Origin of the sequence: Bradyrhizobium sp. 76, from assembly GCF_023073025.1 — a bacterium.
Lineage (GTDB): Bacteria > Pseudomonadota > Alphaproteobacteria > Rhizobiales > Xanthobacteraceae > Bradyrhizobium.
In genome coordinates this window covers 221556-237349 of the sequence record NZ_JADPIS010000102.1, presented here as the reverse complement: position 1 = coordinate 237349, position 15794 = coordinate 221556, and the positions used below count along the sequence as shown (strand labels likewise).

The 15794-nt window shown below is 64.7% G+C and carries 19 protein-coding genes; 5 read left to right on the top strand and 14 right to left on the bottom strand.

What is annotated here, in order from left to right; translation table 11 throughout:
- Positions 1–9: 9 nt before the first annotated feature.
- From IVB48_RS25070 to uvrC, 7 genes are all read right to left on the bottom strand, one after another.
- Positions 10–1140, bottom strand: coding sequence for a YihY/virulence factor BrkB family protein (locus tag IVB48_RS25070; RefSeq protein WP_247284520.1), 1131 nt, complete (start codon positions 1138–1140; stop codon positions 10–12).
- 2 nt (positions 1141–1142) lie between these two features.
- A complete protein-coding gene (locus tag IVB48_RS25065) occupies positions 1143–1742 on the bottom strand; it encodes a phage holin family protein (RefSeq protein WP_247403912.1) in 600 nt (199 codons plus the stop codon).
- A 90-nt stretch (positions 1743–1832) separates the two neighbouring features.
- Entirely contained in the window at positions 1833–2792 is a 960-nt protein-coding gene (gene prmB / locus IVB48_RS25060) for a 50S ribosomal protein L3 N(5)-glutamine methyltransferase (RefSeq protein WP_247403909.1), read from the bottom strand.
- Positions 2792–3268, bottom strand: coding sequence for a molybdenum cofactor biosynthesis protein MoaE (locus IVB48_RS25055; RefSeq protein WP_027565392.1), 477 nt, complete (start codon positions 3266–3268; stop codon positions 2792–2794). The genes prmB and IVB48_RS25055 overlap by 1 nt, the downstream gene beginning before the upstream one ends.
- A gap of 3 nt (positions 3269–3271) precedes the next feature.
- Positions 3272–3523, bottom strand: a complete 252-nt coding sequence (moaD, locus tag IVB48_RS25050) for a molybdopterin converting factor subunit 1 (RefSeq protein ID WP_247403906.1) — start codon at positions 3521–3523, stop codon at positions 3272–3274.
- Positions 3520–4137, bottom strand: coding sequence for a CDP-diacylglycerol--glycerol-3-phosphate 3-phosphatidyltransferase (pgsA, locus tag IVB48_RS25045; protein WP_027565390.1), 618 nt, complete (start codon positions 4135–4137; stop codon positions 3520–3522). The genes moaD and pgsA overlap by 4 nt, the downstream gene beginning before the upstream one ends.
- Positions 4138–4234: 97 nt before the next feature.
- Positions 4235–6304, bottom strand: coding sequence for an excinuclease ABC subunit UvrC (gene uvrC / locus IVB48_RS25040; protein WP_247403903.1), 2070 nt, complete (start codon positions 6302–6304; stop codon positions 4235–4237).
- Between the two features lie 247 nt (positions 6305–6551).
- Here uvrC and IVB48_RS25035 point away from each other — a divergent pair, with 247 nt between their 5' ends.
- Positions 6552–7175 (top strand): outer membrane protein, encoded by a 624-nt coding sequence (locus IVB48_RS25035; RefSeq protein WP_027565388.1) that lies wholly within the window; start codon positions 6552–6554, stop codon positions 7173–7175.
- An 86-nt stretch (positions 7176–7261) separates the two neighbouring features.
- Here the strand turns inward: IVB48_RS25035 and IVB48_RS25030 are convergent, their stop codons facing one another.
- The 4 genes from IVB48_RS25030 to IVB48_RS25015 form a co-directional block, all read right to left on the bottom strand.
- A complete protein-coding gene (locus IVB48_RS25030; RefSeq protein WP_007614865.1) occupies positions 7262–7477 on the bottom strand; it encodes a cold-shock protein in 216 nt (71 codons plus the stop codon).
- A gap of 249 nt (positions 7478–7726) precedes the next feature.
- A complete protein-coding gene (gene rlmJ, locus IVB48_RS25025; protein ID WP_247403900.1) occupies positions 7727–8587 on the bottom strand; it encodes a 23S rRNA (adenine(2030)-N(6))-methyltransferase RlmJ in 861 nt (286 codons plus the stop codon).
- A gap of 52 nt (positions 8588–8639) precedes the next feature.
- Positions 8640–9332: a ribonuclease T2 gene (locus IVB48_RS25020; protein ID WP_247403895.1), complete on the bottom strand. Its 693-nt coding sequence runs from the start codon at positions 9330–9332 to the stop codon at positions 8640–8642.
- Between the two features lie 114 nt (positions 9333–9446).
- The gene (locus tag IVB48_RS25015) at positions 9447–9911 is read right to left on the bottom strand and encodes a hypothetical protein (protein WP_027565385.1); all 465 of its coding nucleotides are present in this window, start codon (positions 9909–9911) and stop codon (positions 9447–9449) included.
- A 182-nt stretch (positions 9912–10093) separates the two neighbouring features.
- Here IVB48_RS25015 and IVB48_RS25010 point away from each other — a divergent pair, with 182 nt between their 5' ends.
- Complete coding sequence (locus IVB48_RS25010) at positions 10094–10387, top strand: hypothetical protein (protein ID WP_027520377.1); 294 nt, start codon at positions 10094–10096, stop codon at positions 10385–10387.
- Between the two features lie 42 nt (positions 10388–10429).
- Positions 10430–10960: a DUF3617 family protein gene (locus IVB48_RS25005; protein WP_247284451.1), complete on the top strand. Its 531-nt coding sequence runs from the start codon at positions 10430–10432 to the stop codon at positions 10958–10960.
- A gap of 66 nt (positions 10961–11026) precedes the next feature.
- Here the strand turns inward: IVB48_RS25005 and IVB48_RS25000 are convergent, their stop codons facing one another.
- The 3 genes from IVB48_RS25000 to IVB48_RS24990 are packed head-to-tail and all read right to left on the bottom strand — an operon-like array spanning position 11027 to position 13700.
- The gene (locus tag IVB48_RS25000) at positions 11027–12415 is read right to left on the bottom strand and encodes an ATP-binding protein (RefSeq protein WP_027520375.1); all 1389 of its coding nucleotides are present in this window, start codon (positions 12413–12415) and stop codon (positions 11027–11029) included.
- Positions 12416–12432: 17 nt separating this feature from the next.
- Positions 12433–13164 (bottom strand): response regulator transcription factor, encoded by a 732-nt coding sequence (locus IVB48_RS24995; RefSeq protein WP_018453502.1) that lies wholly within the window; start codon positions 13162–13164, stop codon positions 12433–12435.
- Positions 13161–13700, bottom strand: coding sequence for a MarR family transcriptional regulator (locus IVB48_RS24990; RefSeq protein ID WP_007596846.1), 540 nt, complete (start codon positions 13698–13700; stop codon positions 13161–13163). Before IVB48_RS24990 ends, IVB48_RS24995 begins: the two co-directional genes overlap by 4 nt.
- A 339-nt stretch (positions 13701–14039) precedes the next feature.
- On the opposite strand from IVB48_RS24990, the gene IVB48_RS24985 reads away from it, so the two are divergent.
- Both IVB48_RS24985 and IVB48_RS24980 read left to right on the top strand, forming a co-directional pair.
- Complete coding sequence (locus tag IVB48_RS24985; protein WP_027565383.1) at positions 14040–15122, top strand: branched-chain amino acid aminotransferase; 1083 nt, start codon at positions 14040–14042, stop codon at positions 15120–15122.
- A 122-nt stretch (positions 15123–15244) separates the two neighbouring features.
- On the top strand, positions 15245–15769 hold the full coding sequence (locus tag IVB48_RS24980; protein ID WP_247403893.1) for a DUF2314 domain-containing protein: 525 nt from the start codon (positions 15245–15247) through the stop codon (positions 15767–15769).
- Positions 15770–15794: the final 25 nt, after the last annotated feature.

Here is a 15794-nt window from a genome sequence, read left to right as displayed (position 1 = left end):
ATCTCGGAGTCAGGATGGCGCCGCAGCGCCGACCGTGTCGGCTGAGACCGCCTCGCGGGTGCCAAGCGGCTTGGGCGCCCCGGCGGTCGTGTCGCGCAGGGTCTGCCGTTCGATCTCCGAATTCAGTTCGGCCCCGAACATGATGACGATGGCCGACATCCACATCCACATCATCAAGCCGATCGCAGCGCCGAGCGAGCCGTAGGTCGCATTGTAATTGGCGAATTCCGAGAGATACCAGGACAGCAGCGCCGAGCCGGCGATCCAGAGGATCGCCGCCGTTACCGCTCCAGGGCTCAGCCATTGCCAGCGCGGGGCGTCGCGGCTGGGCGCGAAGCGGTAGAGGATGGCGAGCGCCGCAAGGAGAATGACGAACAGCACCGGCCATCGCGCCAGCGCCACGATCAGCTTGCTTTCGGGCGCCATGCCGAGGTGGTTGAGCGCAAGCGGGAAGGCGACAACGGTGCCCACCATCAGCAGCAGGGCAACGATGCCGCCGACCGTGAAGGCCAGCGAAACCGTGTTCAGCCGGATGAAGCTGCGCTTTTCACGCTCCTCATAGGCGACGTTGAGGGCGTCGAAGATGGCTTTGACGCCGGCATTGGCGCTCCAGATCGCGAGCACGAGTCCAAACAGGAAAGTGACACCAAGGGTGGCGCCGCCGTTCGACACGACGCGCGCCACCTGGTCCTCGACGATCTGGAACGCGCCCTCGGGCAGCATCATCGCGAGAGAATGCAGGTTGGAACTGATCGTCGAGGGATCGGCGAACAGGCCATAGAATGAAACCAGAGCTGTGATGGCGGGAAAGATCGCGAGCAGCCCGAAAAAGACGACGCCGCCGGCGGTCGCGAGCAGGCGATCCTCGTCGATGCGCTGATAGGTGCGCCAGAGGATGTCCTTCCAGCCTGCCCACGGGATCGCGAACGGGCTTTTCGCACGGCGGCCGCGGCCGGGCTGCGAGGCTGCGCCCGTCGGGCTCGTTTCCGGCGAATTCGCCTCGCCGTTGCGGTGGTCTTGCGGAGGTCCCGGCCGGATCAGGCCAGAATCCTGGAAATACCGTTCCGCGGTGAGCACGAACACGGTCGTGGCTGCCACTAACAGCCAGCTGTCGAATTGCTCGGCGCGCCGCAGAGGCATTTTCAGGTATCCGCTCCGTGGCCGTGACGCCGCCGGCGCGCGGCCGTCAGCCCGACCAGCCCAACGGCCGCGAGCATCAGCCCGAGTTGCACGGGCCGGTTGGACCGAGCCGGCCACGTGCTGCCGCCATGTCCTCGGTCTTGTCCCCGTTCGCCCGGCGCGAGCGGCGCGAGGGGAATTGTCGTCGCGACCTCTTTCACGGCCTGCTTCACCGTTCCGCGCGGGATGCGCGGGGTGGCGATCGCCACCCGTAGGCGGCTGGCAAGCGGCAAGATCGGCTTGGTCTTGCGCTTCATCTGAGCCATGGCCACGCCGGCGCAGGCGGCGGCCAGGACCAGGAGGACACCGCCGGCGGCGCCGAATCCCCAGAATTGCCCGTAATGGATCGCAACCCAGCGGTACAGGGCGATCAATCCGACAAAGAAGGCTGCGACGACGAACAAGCCCGCAACGGCGAGCAGTCCGGCCGCAGTCGCGTAAGACGTCATGCGCCCCGTGGCTTGATTGCTCCGGTCGCGGGCATAGGATTGGGCGGCGCGCTTGAGATGGTTGAGCTTGAGCGCGACGCCGGCGCGCAGCAATTCGCCCGATGGCGCAAGCATGCGGTGATCCTCCGAGTGCGAGAAAATTCGTCGGGGGATGAACGTGGCGGTATTTGACTTGTTCCGACGAGGTCTGCCCGTCGTGATCGATCAGCCGAGATCGGCTGCCGCGATCCAGAACACTTCGCCCTCGGAGTCCTCGGTGTCGAGCCAGAGCAGCGGTAGTTCAGGAAAGGCCTCGTCGACGAGCTCGCGGCCGCGGCCGATCTCGCAGATCAGCCCGCCATCCGGCGTCAAATGGCCGGGCGCGTCGCGCAGGATCCGGCGCACCACGTCGAGACCGTCGGCGCCGCCGTCAAAGGCGAGCTTCGGCTCGGCCCGGCACTCCGGCGGCAGCGCCGCCATGCCTTCGGCATCGACATAAGGCGGGTTGGTGATGATCAGGTCGTATTTGGCGTCACCGAGCGGGGTGAACAGGTCGCCGCGATGCAGGCTGATCCGGTCATCGAGCCCGTATTCGCCGACATTTCGTCTGGCGACGTCGATCGCGCCCTTGGAGATATCGACGGCGTCGATCGTGGCATTCGGAAAATGATGCGCTGCGAGGATCGCGAGGCATCCCGACCCAGTGCAGAGATCGAGCACGCGTTCGACCGCGCTGGGGTCGTCGATCAGCGAGCCGGCTTCGCCGTCGCCGCCGAAATGCGATTCCAAGAGCTCGCCGATAAAGGAGCGGGGAACGATGACGCGCTCGTCGACATAGAACGGCAGGCCGCGCATGTAGATCTTGTTGACGAGATAGGCGGCCGGTTTGCGGGTGGTGACGCGCTGATGGATGAGATCGATGATGGTCCTGCTCTCGGCGTCCGCGACTCGCGCGTTGGCAAAAATCTCGAACTGCTCGGGATGCAGATGCAGGGCTTCACAGACCAGGAAGGCCGCTTCCGCGACCGGATCGGGTGTGCCATGGGCAAAGGCGAGCTTGGCCTCGTTGAAGCGGCTCACCGCATAGCGGACGAAATCGATCAGCGTGAGAAGCTCGCCGCGCCCCACTTTCGCGAGCTTTGGCGCGGCGCGGCCGCGCACGGTCTTTTTGGATGTCGTTGCCATCAGGATCGGGTCCAGCGTGCGGCGGCTTCATCGTCGCGGGCCTGGGCCTCGACCCAGCCGGTGCCGGTGGCGCTCTCTTCCTTCTTCCAGAACGGCGCGTTGGTCTTCAGATAATCCATCAGGAACTCGGCTGCCTGGAACGCTGCCTGGCGGTGCTGCGAGGCGGTCAGCACCAGCACGATGTTCTGGCCGGGCATGAAACGGCCGACGCGATGGATCACCGTGACGCCGTTGAGCGGCCAGCGCGAGGTGGCCTCGTCGGCATGGCGCCTGATCTCTTCCTCGGCCATACCCGGATAATGCTCGAGCGAGAGCGCGGCGATCTTGGCGCTGTCCTCGTCACCGCGGCAGATGCCGGAAAAGCTCACGACTGCACCGATGTCGGTGCGGTTCCCGGTCAGCACCGCGATCTCGCGCGCGATGTCGAAATCGTCTTGCTGGATACGAATGGTGACGGGACAGGTGGTGGCGGGCATGGTCTAGCCGCCGGTCATCGGCGGGAAGAACGCGATCTCGCGAGCGCCCGCGATCGCGGCGTCCGACTTGACGTGGGCATGGTCGATCGCGGTGCGGATCACCTTCGGCTTCTCGAACGCGTAGGCGTAGGCTTCGCCTTGGCCAGACAGCCAGGCGATCAGCTCTTCCACCGTGTGCACGGTCGCGGGCGGCTCGATGGTCTCCTCGGCCTTGCCGACGCGCTCGCGCACCCAGGCGAAGTACTTCACTTTCATCCCTCATCCTCCTTGATGAGGTGATGGATGCCGGCGCCGAAATAGTCGTAGCCGGTGTACATGGTGAGGATCGCCGAGGCCCAGAGCAGCGCCAGCCCGGTCATCGAGACCATGGGCACCACCTCATCGCCGGCGGGACCGGCCAGCAGGAAGCCGATGGCGATGAGCTGAACCGTCGTCTTCCACTTCGCAAGCTTGGTCACGGGCACGCTGACGCGCAGCGCGGCAAGATATTCGCGCAGGCCCGAGACCAGGATCTCGCGGCACAGGATCACGATGGCGGCCCACAGCGACCAGCCGTGAATGATGCCGTCGGCGGCCAGCATCAGCAGGCACGAGGCGACCAGAAGCTTGTCGGCGATCGGATCGAGCATGCGGCCGAACGCCGATTGCTGATTCCAGATCCGCGCGTAATAGCCGTCGAGGTAATCAGTGACCGCAGCCGCGATGAAAATGGCGACGGCAACCCATCGCAGCCACAGCGGACCGTCCATGATCGACTGTGCGTAGATGCACCCGACCACGACCGGGATCGCGGCGATCCGGCCGTAGGTCAGGATGTTCGGGAGGGACATCGCGCGGCTGGTGGTCCCTCGTGTCGTGGCGATGTTCATCCGTCCTACCAATACCGCTGCAGCCTCAAGGTCAACCGTTCCGCTCCCAAATGGGGTGCGGGATGCGACGACCATATGACCGCGGCCCCCTTTTATTTCATCTCGGCTGAGGGTGGAAATACTCGAAAATCCTGCGGGCGCTCTCGGCGCTCACCCCCGGAACCTTGCCGAGATCGGTGATCGAGGCCCGTTCGATCTCCTTCAGGGTTCCGAAATGATGCAGCAAGGCACGTTTGCGTGACGGGCCGATGCCCGGAATCTCCTGCAAGCCGGCCTCGCGGATGTCCTTCTTGCGCAGCTTGCGGTGCGAGCCGATGACGAAGCGGTGCGCCTCGTCCCGCAGGCGCTGGATGAAATAGAGCACGGGGTCGCGCGGCTCCAGCTTGATCGCCTCGCGCTCCGGCATGAACAGGGTCTCGCGGCCGGCATCCCGGTCCGGCCCCTTGGCCACGGACATCAGCGCCACCTGGGTCAGGCCGAGATTTGCAAAGATCTCCCGGACCGCGTTGAGCTGGCCGCGGCCGCCGTCGATGATCACGAGATCGGGCCATTGCGGGAAGTCGTCGTCCTTGGTTTTGGCCGCGCCCTCTTCGGGCGGATTGATCAGGCGCTTGAAGCGGCGCTCCAGCACTTCGCGCATCATGGCGAAGTCGTCGCCCGGCGTGATCCCTTCCGACTTGATGTTGAACTTGCGGTACTGGTTTTTGACGAAGCCATCGGGGCCGGCGACGATCATGGCGCCGACCGCGTTGGTGCCCTGGATATGGCTGTTGTCGTAGACTTCGATCCGCTTCGGCGCATGCGGCAGGCTCAGGGTCGTGGCCATGGCGTCCAGCAGGCGGCTCTGCGTCGCGGTGTCCGCGAGCTTGCGGCCCAGGGCCTCGCGCGCGTTGGTGAGCGCGTGGGTGACGAGCTCCTTCTTCTCGCCGCGCTTCGGCGTGGACACCTCGACCTTGCGGCCGGCCTTGATCGACAGCGCGTTGGCGAGCAGCTCGCTCTCCTCGATCTCGTGCGAGAGCAGGATGTTCCTCGGCGGCGGCTTGTCGTCATAGAACTGGGCGAGGAAGGAGCCGAGCACCTCTTCCGGCGTATACGTCTTCTCCGCGCGCGGGAAATAGGCGCGGTTGCCCCAGTTCTGCCCGGTGCGGAAGAAGAACACCTCGACACATGAGAAGCCGCCCTCCTGGTGGATGGCGAACACGTCGGCTTCTTCCACCGTGCGCGGATTGATGCCCTGCTGCGACTGGATCGCGGACAACGCAGCGAGGCGGTCGCGGTAGAGCGCGGCGCTCTCGAATTCGAGCTCACCGGAGGCCTTCTCCATCTCGGCGGCAAGCTCCTGTTTCACCGCATGGCTCCTGCCGGACAGGAAGTCGCTCGCCTCGCGCACCAGGGTCGTGTAGCCGGGGAAGTCGATCTCGCGGGTGCAGGGGCCGGCGCAACGGCGGATCTGGTAGAGCAGGCAGGGCCGCGAGCGGCTCTCGAAGAAGGAATCCGTGCAGGAGCGGATCAGGAATGCGCGCTGCAACGCGGTGATGGTGCGGTTGACGGCGCCGGCCGAGGCGAACGGGCCGAAATAGCGACCGGGCCGCGTCTGCGCGCCGCGATGCTTCAGGATCTGCGGCGCCCAATGGTCGCCCGTGATCAGGATATAGGGAAACGACTTGTCGTCGCGCAGCTGCACGTTGAAGCGCGGCCGAAGCTGCTTGATGAGGTTGGCCTCCAGCAGCAGCGCTTCGGTCTCGGTGTGGGTCGAGATGATTTCCACGGTAACTGTGGCGGCGATCATGCGCAGGATGCGCGCCGGCTGCGGCGCACTCTGGCGCGCATAGTTCGACAGGCGCTTTTTGACGTTCTTGGCCTTGCCGACATAGAGCACGTCGGCATTCCCATTGAGCATGCGGTAGACGCCGGGCGAGGTGGGGGCGAGGCGGACCGCGCGTTCGATCGCCTCGTGGCCGGTCGCCAGCGGCTCTTCGCCGACCGTGCCGCTCTCTTCCAGGATGTCCGGCAGCCGTGCGTCGTCCTCGTCGTCCCCGTTTGCTGTGGCGGGATCGAGGTCGGGCGGCGCCGCTTCCGTCTCCTGGGGCGGGACGTCGGGCGCGTTGCCGCGCGCGGGTTTGCGCGCACGTGCGTCGTCCGGATTGTCGGTGGAATCGTGAACCATGGTGCGAATTTAGGCGTTGCGGGTGCCGATTTGAAGTTCCGGCGGTGCGGCACGCACAGGATGGCGGCGCAGTTCCCGGTAACGCTTGCTTAAGCCTGTTAACAGCGCGGTAACCCGGCTTAACAGGCCTTTAACTTAAAACTCTCGATAAATGTTACGCGAAATAGTGGTGGTTCCGTAACCATGCGGTTTTGCCTCGCGCGGCGCAGGCATCGCGCCGGTGACGGCAGTTGCGTTGGAGTATGTGATGAAGAGGCTCGTTGTGGGCGCAGCCGCGTTGGCTGCAGTCGGCTGGACGGCTTCGGCAGGGGCCGCCGATCTCAATTACGGGCAGCGTGCGCCCTACACGGTCAATCAGCCGCTCAACGCCTATAGCTGGGCCGGTCCGTATCTCGGTGCCAATCTCGGCTACGAATGGGGCTCGGTGAACAACAATCCCGCAAAACCGTCGGGCTTCGTCGGCGGCGTTCAGGCCGGTTACAATTTCCAGACCGGCCCGTGGGTGTTCGGTGTCGAAGGTGACATCCAGGCCGCCGGTGCCGACGATACCTTCGCGCCGTGGAAGTTCTCCAATCCGTGGTTCGGCACCCTGCGCGGCCGCGCGGGCTATGCCCTCAGCAACGTGCTGTTCTACGGCACGGCGGGCCTCGCCTTCGGCGAGCTGCGCGCGCAGACGTTCGGCTGGACGGAGTCGCATACCAGCGCCGGCTGGACCATCGGTGCCGGCGCCGAAGTTGGTTTCGCGCCGAACTGGAGCGCCAAGCTCGAATATCTCTACATCGATCTGTCGACGAGTCAGTTCGCGATTACAGGCGTGTCAAACGGCTATAGCGCCAGCGTTGTGCGCGCAGGCGTGAACTATCACTTCTGATACCCAAAGAAGAAAATACCGGACTACAGCCTCCCGGCCGCTCGCGGCCGGGATTTTTTTTGCGCCGGTGTTTCGCGTCGGACTCGCTAGGGAAGGATGACCAAATCGACCGCCTTCGGCCCCTTGCCCTTCTTGTCCGGTTCGACTTCGAAAGTAATACGCTGTCCTTCGGCAAGGTCCTTCAGTCCGGCCCGCTCCACAGCAGTAATATGCACGAAGACGTCGCGGCCCCCGTCGTCCGGTTTGATGAATCCGTAGCCGCGCTCACCGTTGAAAAACTTGACCGTTCCCGTCATGGCCATCGGGAAACTCCCCCTCATTGCTCCTCCGTCGTGACGCAGACGCACGTCACGACATGACCGGGCCTTACGAAGCCCGGGAGCTGGCCATCCTTGGGCAGACCATTCGGTCCGACTGGATCTTTCTTAGGCCTTCACTCCGCCGCAACCATTCGCGGAAGCGGAACGTAAAGCCAGTCACCGCAACAGCATAATACGGTTCTCTGCAGATTGACCACCGCTCCTGCATATTTTTCCCAAGATGCCGGAGTGTTACGGCCTTGGTACCTCTAATCGGAATCTGGCAGCGCCCCCCTGGCCGAGCGGCATTTCCAACTCGGGCAGGATCGTCTTGAGCTCGCCGTGCAGTGTGTAAGGGGGATTGACGATCAAGAGCCCGCTGGAGGTGAGGGCTGCGCCGTCGGCTTGTGGCGCCACGCTGAATTCGAGGCGCAGGCATTTTCCCGGCGGTTTTGCTGCGGCTGCGAGCCGCGCCACTGATTGCACCAGTGCGTCGGTGGCGCGCCGGCTCTTGGCGGGATACCAGATTACATAGATACCGGTCGGCCATTTCGCGAAAGCCGTCGAGAAGGCCTCTTCGAGCTTTTCGAACTCGTCCTTCGCCTCGAACGGCGGGTCGATCAGCACGAGCCCGCGCCGTTCCTTCGGCGGCACGAAAGCCGGCAGCGCCATCCAGCCGTCGAGGTCGACCACGCGGGCCTGTTCGTCGTGGCGCAGCACGCCGATCAGCGCCTTGCGCGCCTTCGGCTCGAGCTCGCAGAGCAAGAGGCGGTCCTGCGGCCTCAGCAGGCCGCGTGCGATCAGCGGCGAGCCCGGGTAAGCCTTGAGCTCGCCCTTCGGATTGAAGGCGCGGACGATGTCCAGATAGGGCTTGGTCAGCGCCATGGCGTCGTTCGACAGCCGCGCCTGCATCAGCCGCGCAATGCCCGTCAGCCACTCGCCGCCGCGACGCGCCTCGTCGCTTTCGAGATCGTAGAGGCCGGCGCCGGCATGGGTGTCGATGACGCGGAACGCGCCCGGCTTGTCCTGGAGATAGGTGATGATGCGCGCCAGCACGATGTGCTTGATGACATCGGCGAAGCTGCCGGCATGGAAGGCGTGGCGGTAATTCATGCAAGAGCACTACGCCACGTGACGGCCTGAGCAAAGAGGCACGACGCCTGGGCTACCCACCCCGGATCGGCGGCATCGCCACCTGGTCGCGACGGCAGGCGCGGCGGTCGATCTCCTCGCAGGCGCGGAATTGCAGGTCCTTGCTGAGGCAGATGCGGACTTCCGATAGCCGCGTCCGGTTGCAGGTGATCGAGACGGCGGCATTGCTGAGGCCCGGGTTGGCCTTGATGAAGGCTTCCTCCACCTCTGCCGGCGCCACCGTCTTGGCCTGCGACAAATCGAGATATTCGGCCGGAATCTTGATTGCGGCGCGCGCCTTCCGGATCGTCTCGAAATAGCTGCGGTCGGCGAGCCCCGAGCAGGTGCCGTGCTTGTCCCATTCGTTGAAGATCAGCCCCGGCGCCGGCATCAGATCGAGCATGGACGAGACGATGCTGCGGTTCAGCCGCGGCGACGGCCGCTGACAATATTCCGGAAAACCATTCTCATATTGCGGCCACAAACCGTGCACCACGAAAGCGTAGGGCCGTCCGCTGCACTGGGTCTGCGAGCGGCCGCCGCGCTCCGCCGCCTCTTCGCAGAAGGAGGGCGACCACGACAGCGACAGCACATAAAAATCGAACTCGCCGGGCGTGTTCTGCCGCTTGTCCTGGGCCTTTGCGCCGCCGGCCAACGCAGCCAGCCCGGTCGCAAGCGTCAGCGAGATCATCAGGCGGGAGAACGAATGCAATCTGGAATGAAACATGGCGACGCCCCTCAACTAGACTGTGCAGACGAGCCTAGCAGGCGATAGGAACATTTCAAGAACAAATTTTGGGCGACCATCGTTGGGCCGCCTGATCGGTCCGGATCAGAGCAATTATTGCTTGGCGGCGCGGCAGGCCGGGTTGTAGGCCCAGTTGCGGTCGAGCCCGACCACGCACCATTCGACGCCCTGGCCGTAGCCGGCGAAGCCGCCATCCTCGACGATGGAGAAGTGCACCTTGCGCATCTTGCCGTCCGTGAGCATGGCCTCGCCGGTGCAATAGCGGCGAGGGATGTTGTCCGATGCCCAGGGCCGGAACGCGGTCTCGTGAACCGCGGCGAAGCCGGTGATCTTCAACGAGGAATTCCAGAACGAGCTTTCTTTCTCCCAGAACTGGCTGGCGATCGTCGGCAGCGCCCGGTCGCATTCGGAGACGTTGCCGTCATAACGCGGCCCGCTCAGCCAGAAATTCAGCTCCAGCGGATTGGCGGCCCTGGCCTCACCGAGCGACAGCGCCCCGAACAGGAGGCCGAGCACGGCGGCAAAGCGGAGCGATTTCAGGAAGGTCGAGGCGCGCATGGATGATCCAGACAGCATGATCTGCAAGGGTCGGACGGTGCCGTGAAGGCCGGAGGAGGTCAAGTGCAGCGCGGCAACACTTGCCGACGAGTTGACCGCAATGCTGCGTTGGACCGGCCATCCGTTCTTTCCACCGCCGCGCCGACACCGTAAACTGCCGCCAACCAATCGGAGTGACGGGAATGCGAATCATTGCGGCCGCGGGCCTACTTGCCTTGGGTATGATGGCGAGCCAGTCGGCGCGCGCCGATCTGCTTCCGGTGCCTCCGTTCAAGGGCAACGACACTGGCGGAATCATCGCCTATTCGATGGCAACCCAGGTCGATGCGCGGCAGGTCGCGGTCGATCACTGCGCGCGCTACGGGAAGGTCGCCAAATTCCTGGCGGTGCAGGCCTATGAGGGCGGCTACATCTCGTTCTCCTGCCGCTGGGTGCCCTATGGCGCCGCCGACCAGCCGATCCGCACGCTCTACTGAGGCGCTTTCGCAACGCCGCCATCGCAGCCGGGAGCTTCCGTCATGACGCGCAAACTCGCTTTGCTCGGCTCCGCACTTTGCCTCGTCTTGTCGGCAGCCAGCGCCCGCGCTGACGACCTGCCGGTGCGCAAGGCGGGCCTGTGGGAATTGAAGATGGTCAGGACCGGCACGCCGGTGCCCGAGATGACCATGCAGCACTGCACCGACGAGACCGTCGACAAGGAGATGAACAACAACATCTCCCCGATGGCGAAGCAGATCTGCGCCAAGCAGGACATCAAGAAGACCGCGACCGGTTATGTCAGCGATTCCGAGTGCAATGTCGCCGGCATCAGCACGACCTCGCATGCTGAGATCACCGGCGATTTCAATTCGGCCTATACGGTGAAGACGTCGTCGCACGCGCAAGGCGGCGCCGCCGGCGCGGCAGGCCGCGACACGACCATGCAGCTCGAAGCGAAATGGCTGGGCGCCTGCAAGCCGGACCAGAAGCCCGGCGACATCGTGATGCCCGGCGGCTTCAAGATGAACGTGCGTGACATGGACAAGCTGAAAGCGCTGTTGCCGAAGTAGGTGAGATCGCCGCGCAAACACGTGCACTCCCTCGCCCCGTTCTTACGGGGGCGTGAAGTCCCGCGCCTACACCGGTATCCGCACGCTCGCTCTTAATCCGCCCATCGGACTGTCGCCAAGCGTGATGTCGCCGCCGTGCGAACGGGCGATGTCGCGGGCGATCGCGAGGCCAAGACCCGTGCCGCCTTCGTCTTGGTTGCGGGCGTTGTCCAGCCGCAGGAACGGCTTGAACACCTCTTCGCGCAAATGGGCGGGAATGCCCGGCCCGTCGTCGTCGACCGTCACGGTCAAATAACGGTGATCGCGCTGGCCGGTGATGGCGATGCTTTTGCCGTAGCGGGCGGCGTTGGTGACGAGGTTGGCGAGGCAGCGCTTGAACGAGGCCGGCTTCACCGTGACCACGGGCAGCCCGTTGAATGCGACCGTCGCCGTGTGGCCGTGGCGTTCGGCGTCGCTACGCAGCTCCTCGAGCGCCTGGGCCATGTCGGTTGGCTGCGACTGCTCGCCGGAATCGCCGCGGGCAAACGCGAGGTAGTCCTCGAGCATCATCGACATCTCGTCGACGTCCTTGCGCATGCCTTCCATTTCTGGGCTGTCGCCGATCAGCGCCAGCTCGAGCTTGAACCGCGTCAGGATCGTGCGCAGATCGTGGCTGACGCCGGCGAGCATCGCGGTGCGTTGCTCCATCGTCCGCTCGATGCGCGACTTCATTTCGAGGAAGGCGACCGACGCGCGCCGCACCTCGCGCGCGCCGCGCGGGCGGAAATTCGGCGCCTCGCGGCCCTTGCCAAAACTTTCAGCGGCGTCGGCAAGTCGCAGGATCGGCTTGATCTGGTTGCGCAGGAATAGCACCGCGACGATCAGCAGGATCGAGGACGTTCCGACCATCCAGAACAGGAAGATCTCCGAGTTCGAGGCATAGGCGGCGCTGCGCTGCGCGAACACGCGCATCACGGCGTCGTCGAGCTGGATCCGGATCTCGACCAGATTGGAGCGGCCGACCGTGTCGATCCAGAAGGAGCGCCCGATCTGGCGGCCGAGCTGCACCGACAGCGTCTGGTCGAGCAGCGAGAAGAACGGCTTGGGTCCCGGCGGCGGCATGTCGCCGGCCGGGAGGAAATCGACGACGAGGCCCAGGCGCTGCTGCGCGATGCGGCGGATCTGGTCGCGATCCTTGTCTTGCGGATAGCCCTTGTAGACGTCGATCAGCGCGGCGATGTCCTGCACCACCGCGGCCGACAGGCGCCGTGTCACCGTGTTCCAGTGCCGCTCCATGAACACGAAGGCGACAACCGATTGCAGGATCACCATCGGCACGATCATGATCAGCAGCGCACGCGCATAAAGGCCGGTCGGCATCCAGCCCTTGAACGCATTGCCCATCCAGCCATTGGCGGCGGAGACGCGGCCGGCGGCGCTCTTCAAAAGCGTCAGGCCGCTATCGATCGTGCTCATCGGTGGCGCTTCACTCTTTATGGCGAGGCTACCAGCCGGTAGCCGATGCCGCGCACGGCCTGGAGGAACAGCGGATTGGCGGGATCGGTTTCGATCTTGCGCCGCAGGCGGTTGATCTGCACGTCGACGGCGCGCTCGTTGACGCTGCCATTGCCGGTCAGCGCGCTGCGCGGCACGGTCTCGCCCGGTGTCTCCGACAGGATCCGCAGCATCTCGCGCTCGCGGTCGGTCAGGTGAATGACGTCTTCGCCTTGGCGCAGTTCGCCGCGGTCCAGGTGATAGATGTACGGGCCAAACGCGATCTTCTCCACTGCAGCGGCCTGCGGCGGCGGCGCAGCGCGCTTGAGGATGTTGTTGATGCGTAGCGCAAGCTCGCGCGGCTCGAACGGCTTTGCGACGTAATCGTCGGCGCCGATCTGCAGGCCCTCGATGCGCGCTTCGGCTTCATGCCGCGCCGTCAGCATCACGATCGGCACCGAGGACGAAGTCCGGATGAAACGGGCGAGATCGAAGCCGGTCTCGCCGGGCATCATGACATCCAGGATCAAGAGGTCGAAGTGCAGGCCCAAAAGCTTGGAACGGGCGTCGCTGGCGCTGGCTGCGGTCGAGACCCGATAGCCTTCGCCGGCAAGGAAGCGCGAGAGCAGGTCGCGGATGCGGCGGTCGTCGTCAACCAGCAGGAGATGCGGAGCATCGTCGGCGGGGCGTGCCGGCGGGCGTGCGAGCGTGGCAGCGAGCGGCACGGTCACTCCTTGTCCTGATTGACGGTGGCGAAGATCGTTTCGAGCACCTTGTCGGGATCGTCGCGGTCGATCATCGCGCGCAGGAAGCGCTTGACAGTTTCGGCATCCTGCGGCGCCATCTCGGCGAGCGCCTTGGTGATGCGCGTGGTCTGGAGACCGGCGAGCTTCTGCACCAGCGCCTCGCCCTTCGGTGTCGCAAACAGCAGGCGTTGGCGGCGATCATTGTCGCCGGTCTTCTGGACGATATAGCCCTCGTCCAGGAGCTGCTTGAGCACCCGGCCGAGCGATTGCTTGGTGATGCGCAGGACGTCGAGGAGGTCGGCGACCTTGAGGCCGGGATAACGATAAACAAAGTGCATGACGCGGTGATGGGCCCGGCCGAAGCCGAACGCCTCCAGCTCCTGGTCGGGATCGCCGACGAAATCGCGATAGGCGAAGAACAGCAGTTCGATGATATCCCAGCGCAAATTGCCTCCGTCGTCTGCGGCCGGCCGCGGCCCGGCAGCGTCTTGAGAAGGAGTCGCGAAATTTATGTCAGGCATATTGACGTATCTTGGTCTCAATGTTACAAAACGATCGGCCCGTACGAAATTTTAGATCGTTTCGCGTCGGGTGGGCATCGAAGCAAGGCGGCCCCAGTGGGCCAGACAGGCGGCGACGGCCGGAGCAGATCAACCGTGCGATTGTCGAACGGCATTTCGGCAAAACATACTGGACTTCCGTCTTCCGCAAAAGCATGTCCTCGGTGACATGCTGGCCACGGAAACCGGCCGTAACAAGGCTGGCGGCGGTCCGGCCAGAAACCAATCGAGCCAGCCGGGCCCAAATCGGGGCAGGTGGGTGCCACAACGGCGCCGCCACCGGCAGCGGGAGGCAAGGACATGAGCATGAAATTCGACATCCAGCCCGCATCCAATCCGACCCCCGAGAAGGATCGGGTCGCCAAGCTGGTGGACCCCGGCTTCGGGCGGGTCTTCACCGATCACATGGCGGTGGTCCGCTACAACCAGGCCAAGGGCGGCTGGTACGAGGCGCGTGTCGAGGCCCGCGCCAATTTCCAGCTCGATCCGGCCGGCGCCGTCCTGCACTACGCCCAGGAAATTTTTGAAGGCCTCAAGGCCTACAAGCGCGACGACGGCGGCGTGAACCTGTTCCGCCCCGACGCCAATGCGCGGCGCTTCAAGGACTCGGCGGATCGCATGGCGATGGCGCAGCTCCCCGAAGACGTCTTCATCGAGGCCGTCGAGCAAATCGTGCGCATCGACCGCGCCTGGATGCCGGGCGGCGAGGGCAGCCTTTACCTGCGCCCGTTCATGATCGCGAGCGAGACCTTCCTCGGCGTCAAGCCGTCGTCCGAATACATCTTCGCGGTGATCGCCTCGCCGGTCGGCTCCTACTTCAAGGGCGGCCCCGCGCCAGTCTCGATCTGGGTGTCCGAGAACTACACGCGCGCTGCCGTCGGCGGCACCGGCGCCGTCAAATGCGGCGGCAACTATGCCGCAAGCCTGCGCGCCCAGGCCGAAGCGATCCAGCACGGCTGCGACCAAGTCGTGTTTCTCGATGCGATCGAGCGCCGCTACATCGAAGAGCTCGGCGGCATGAACGTGTTCTTCGTGTTCGACGACGGCTCGCTCTCGACGCCGCCGCTCGGCACGATCCTGCCCGGCATCACGCGCGATTCCATCATTGCGCTGGCCAAAGACGCCGGCAAAACCGTGCGCGAGGAGCCGTATTCGCTCGACCAGTGGCGCAAGGATGCGGCAAGCGGCAAGCTGAAGGAGGCGTTTGCCTGCGGCACGGCCGCCGTGATCTCGCCGATCGGCACGGTGCGCTCAGTGAGCGGCGATTTCGAGATCAGCGGCGGCGCCGCCGGCCCCGTCGCCATGGGCCTGCGCAAGCAGCTCGTCGACATCCAGTACGGCCGCACCAACGATCCGCATAACTGGATCCGCAATCTGTCTTGATTTTTGCCCTCTCTCTCTCCGCTCGCGCGGAGAGAGAGGCGCAATGAACGCGACACGATGATCGTGCGACAAAGTCCGAGACCTCGAATACCTGGACATCGAGTTTTCCGGACATTGCGATCATGACATCCACTCTTCCCCAGTCCCTGAAATGGGTCGTTCTCGCCGCAATCACCGGCGTCACCGTCTTTGGCATCCTGACCATCGGCCCCAAGCTGGACGTCTCCGCTGAGGGCCGTTCGCCCGTCATCGACGTGCGCAACACCGATCCGGAGATGAACACCGCGATCGCGCGCGCCCGCGGCACGCTGCCGACCTTCTGGGCCTCCTACGAGGCGCCGAAACCGTCGGAAACGGGGCACGCCCTGAAGGTGCACTTTTCGACCCGCAAAGGCGGTGAGCACATCTGGATGGCCGAGGTGAAGAAGCTACCCAATGGGGGCTATTCCGGCCTCTTCGCCAACGAGCCACGCGATCTGCCGGGCAAGCGGGCAGGCGACAAGGTCGAATTCACTGAAGCCGACATCTCGGACTGGATGTTCATGCGCAACGGCAAGATCGTCGGCGGCGAAACCATCAAGCCAACGCTGAAGTCGCTGCCGAAAGCGGATGCCGATGCGCTGCGGGCACGGATGGAGCAGCCGTAAGGGCCTACCCGGCAGTTGCCGCTTC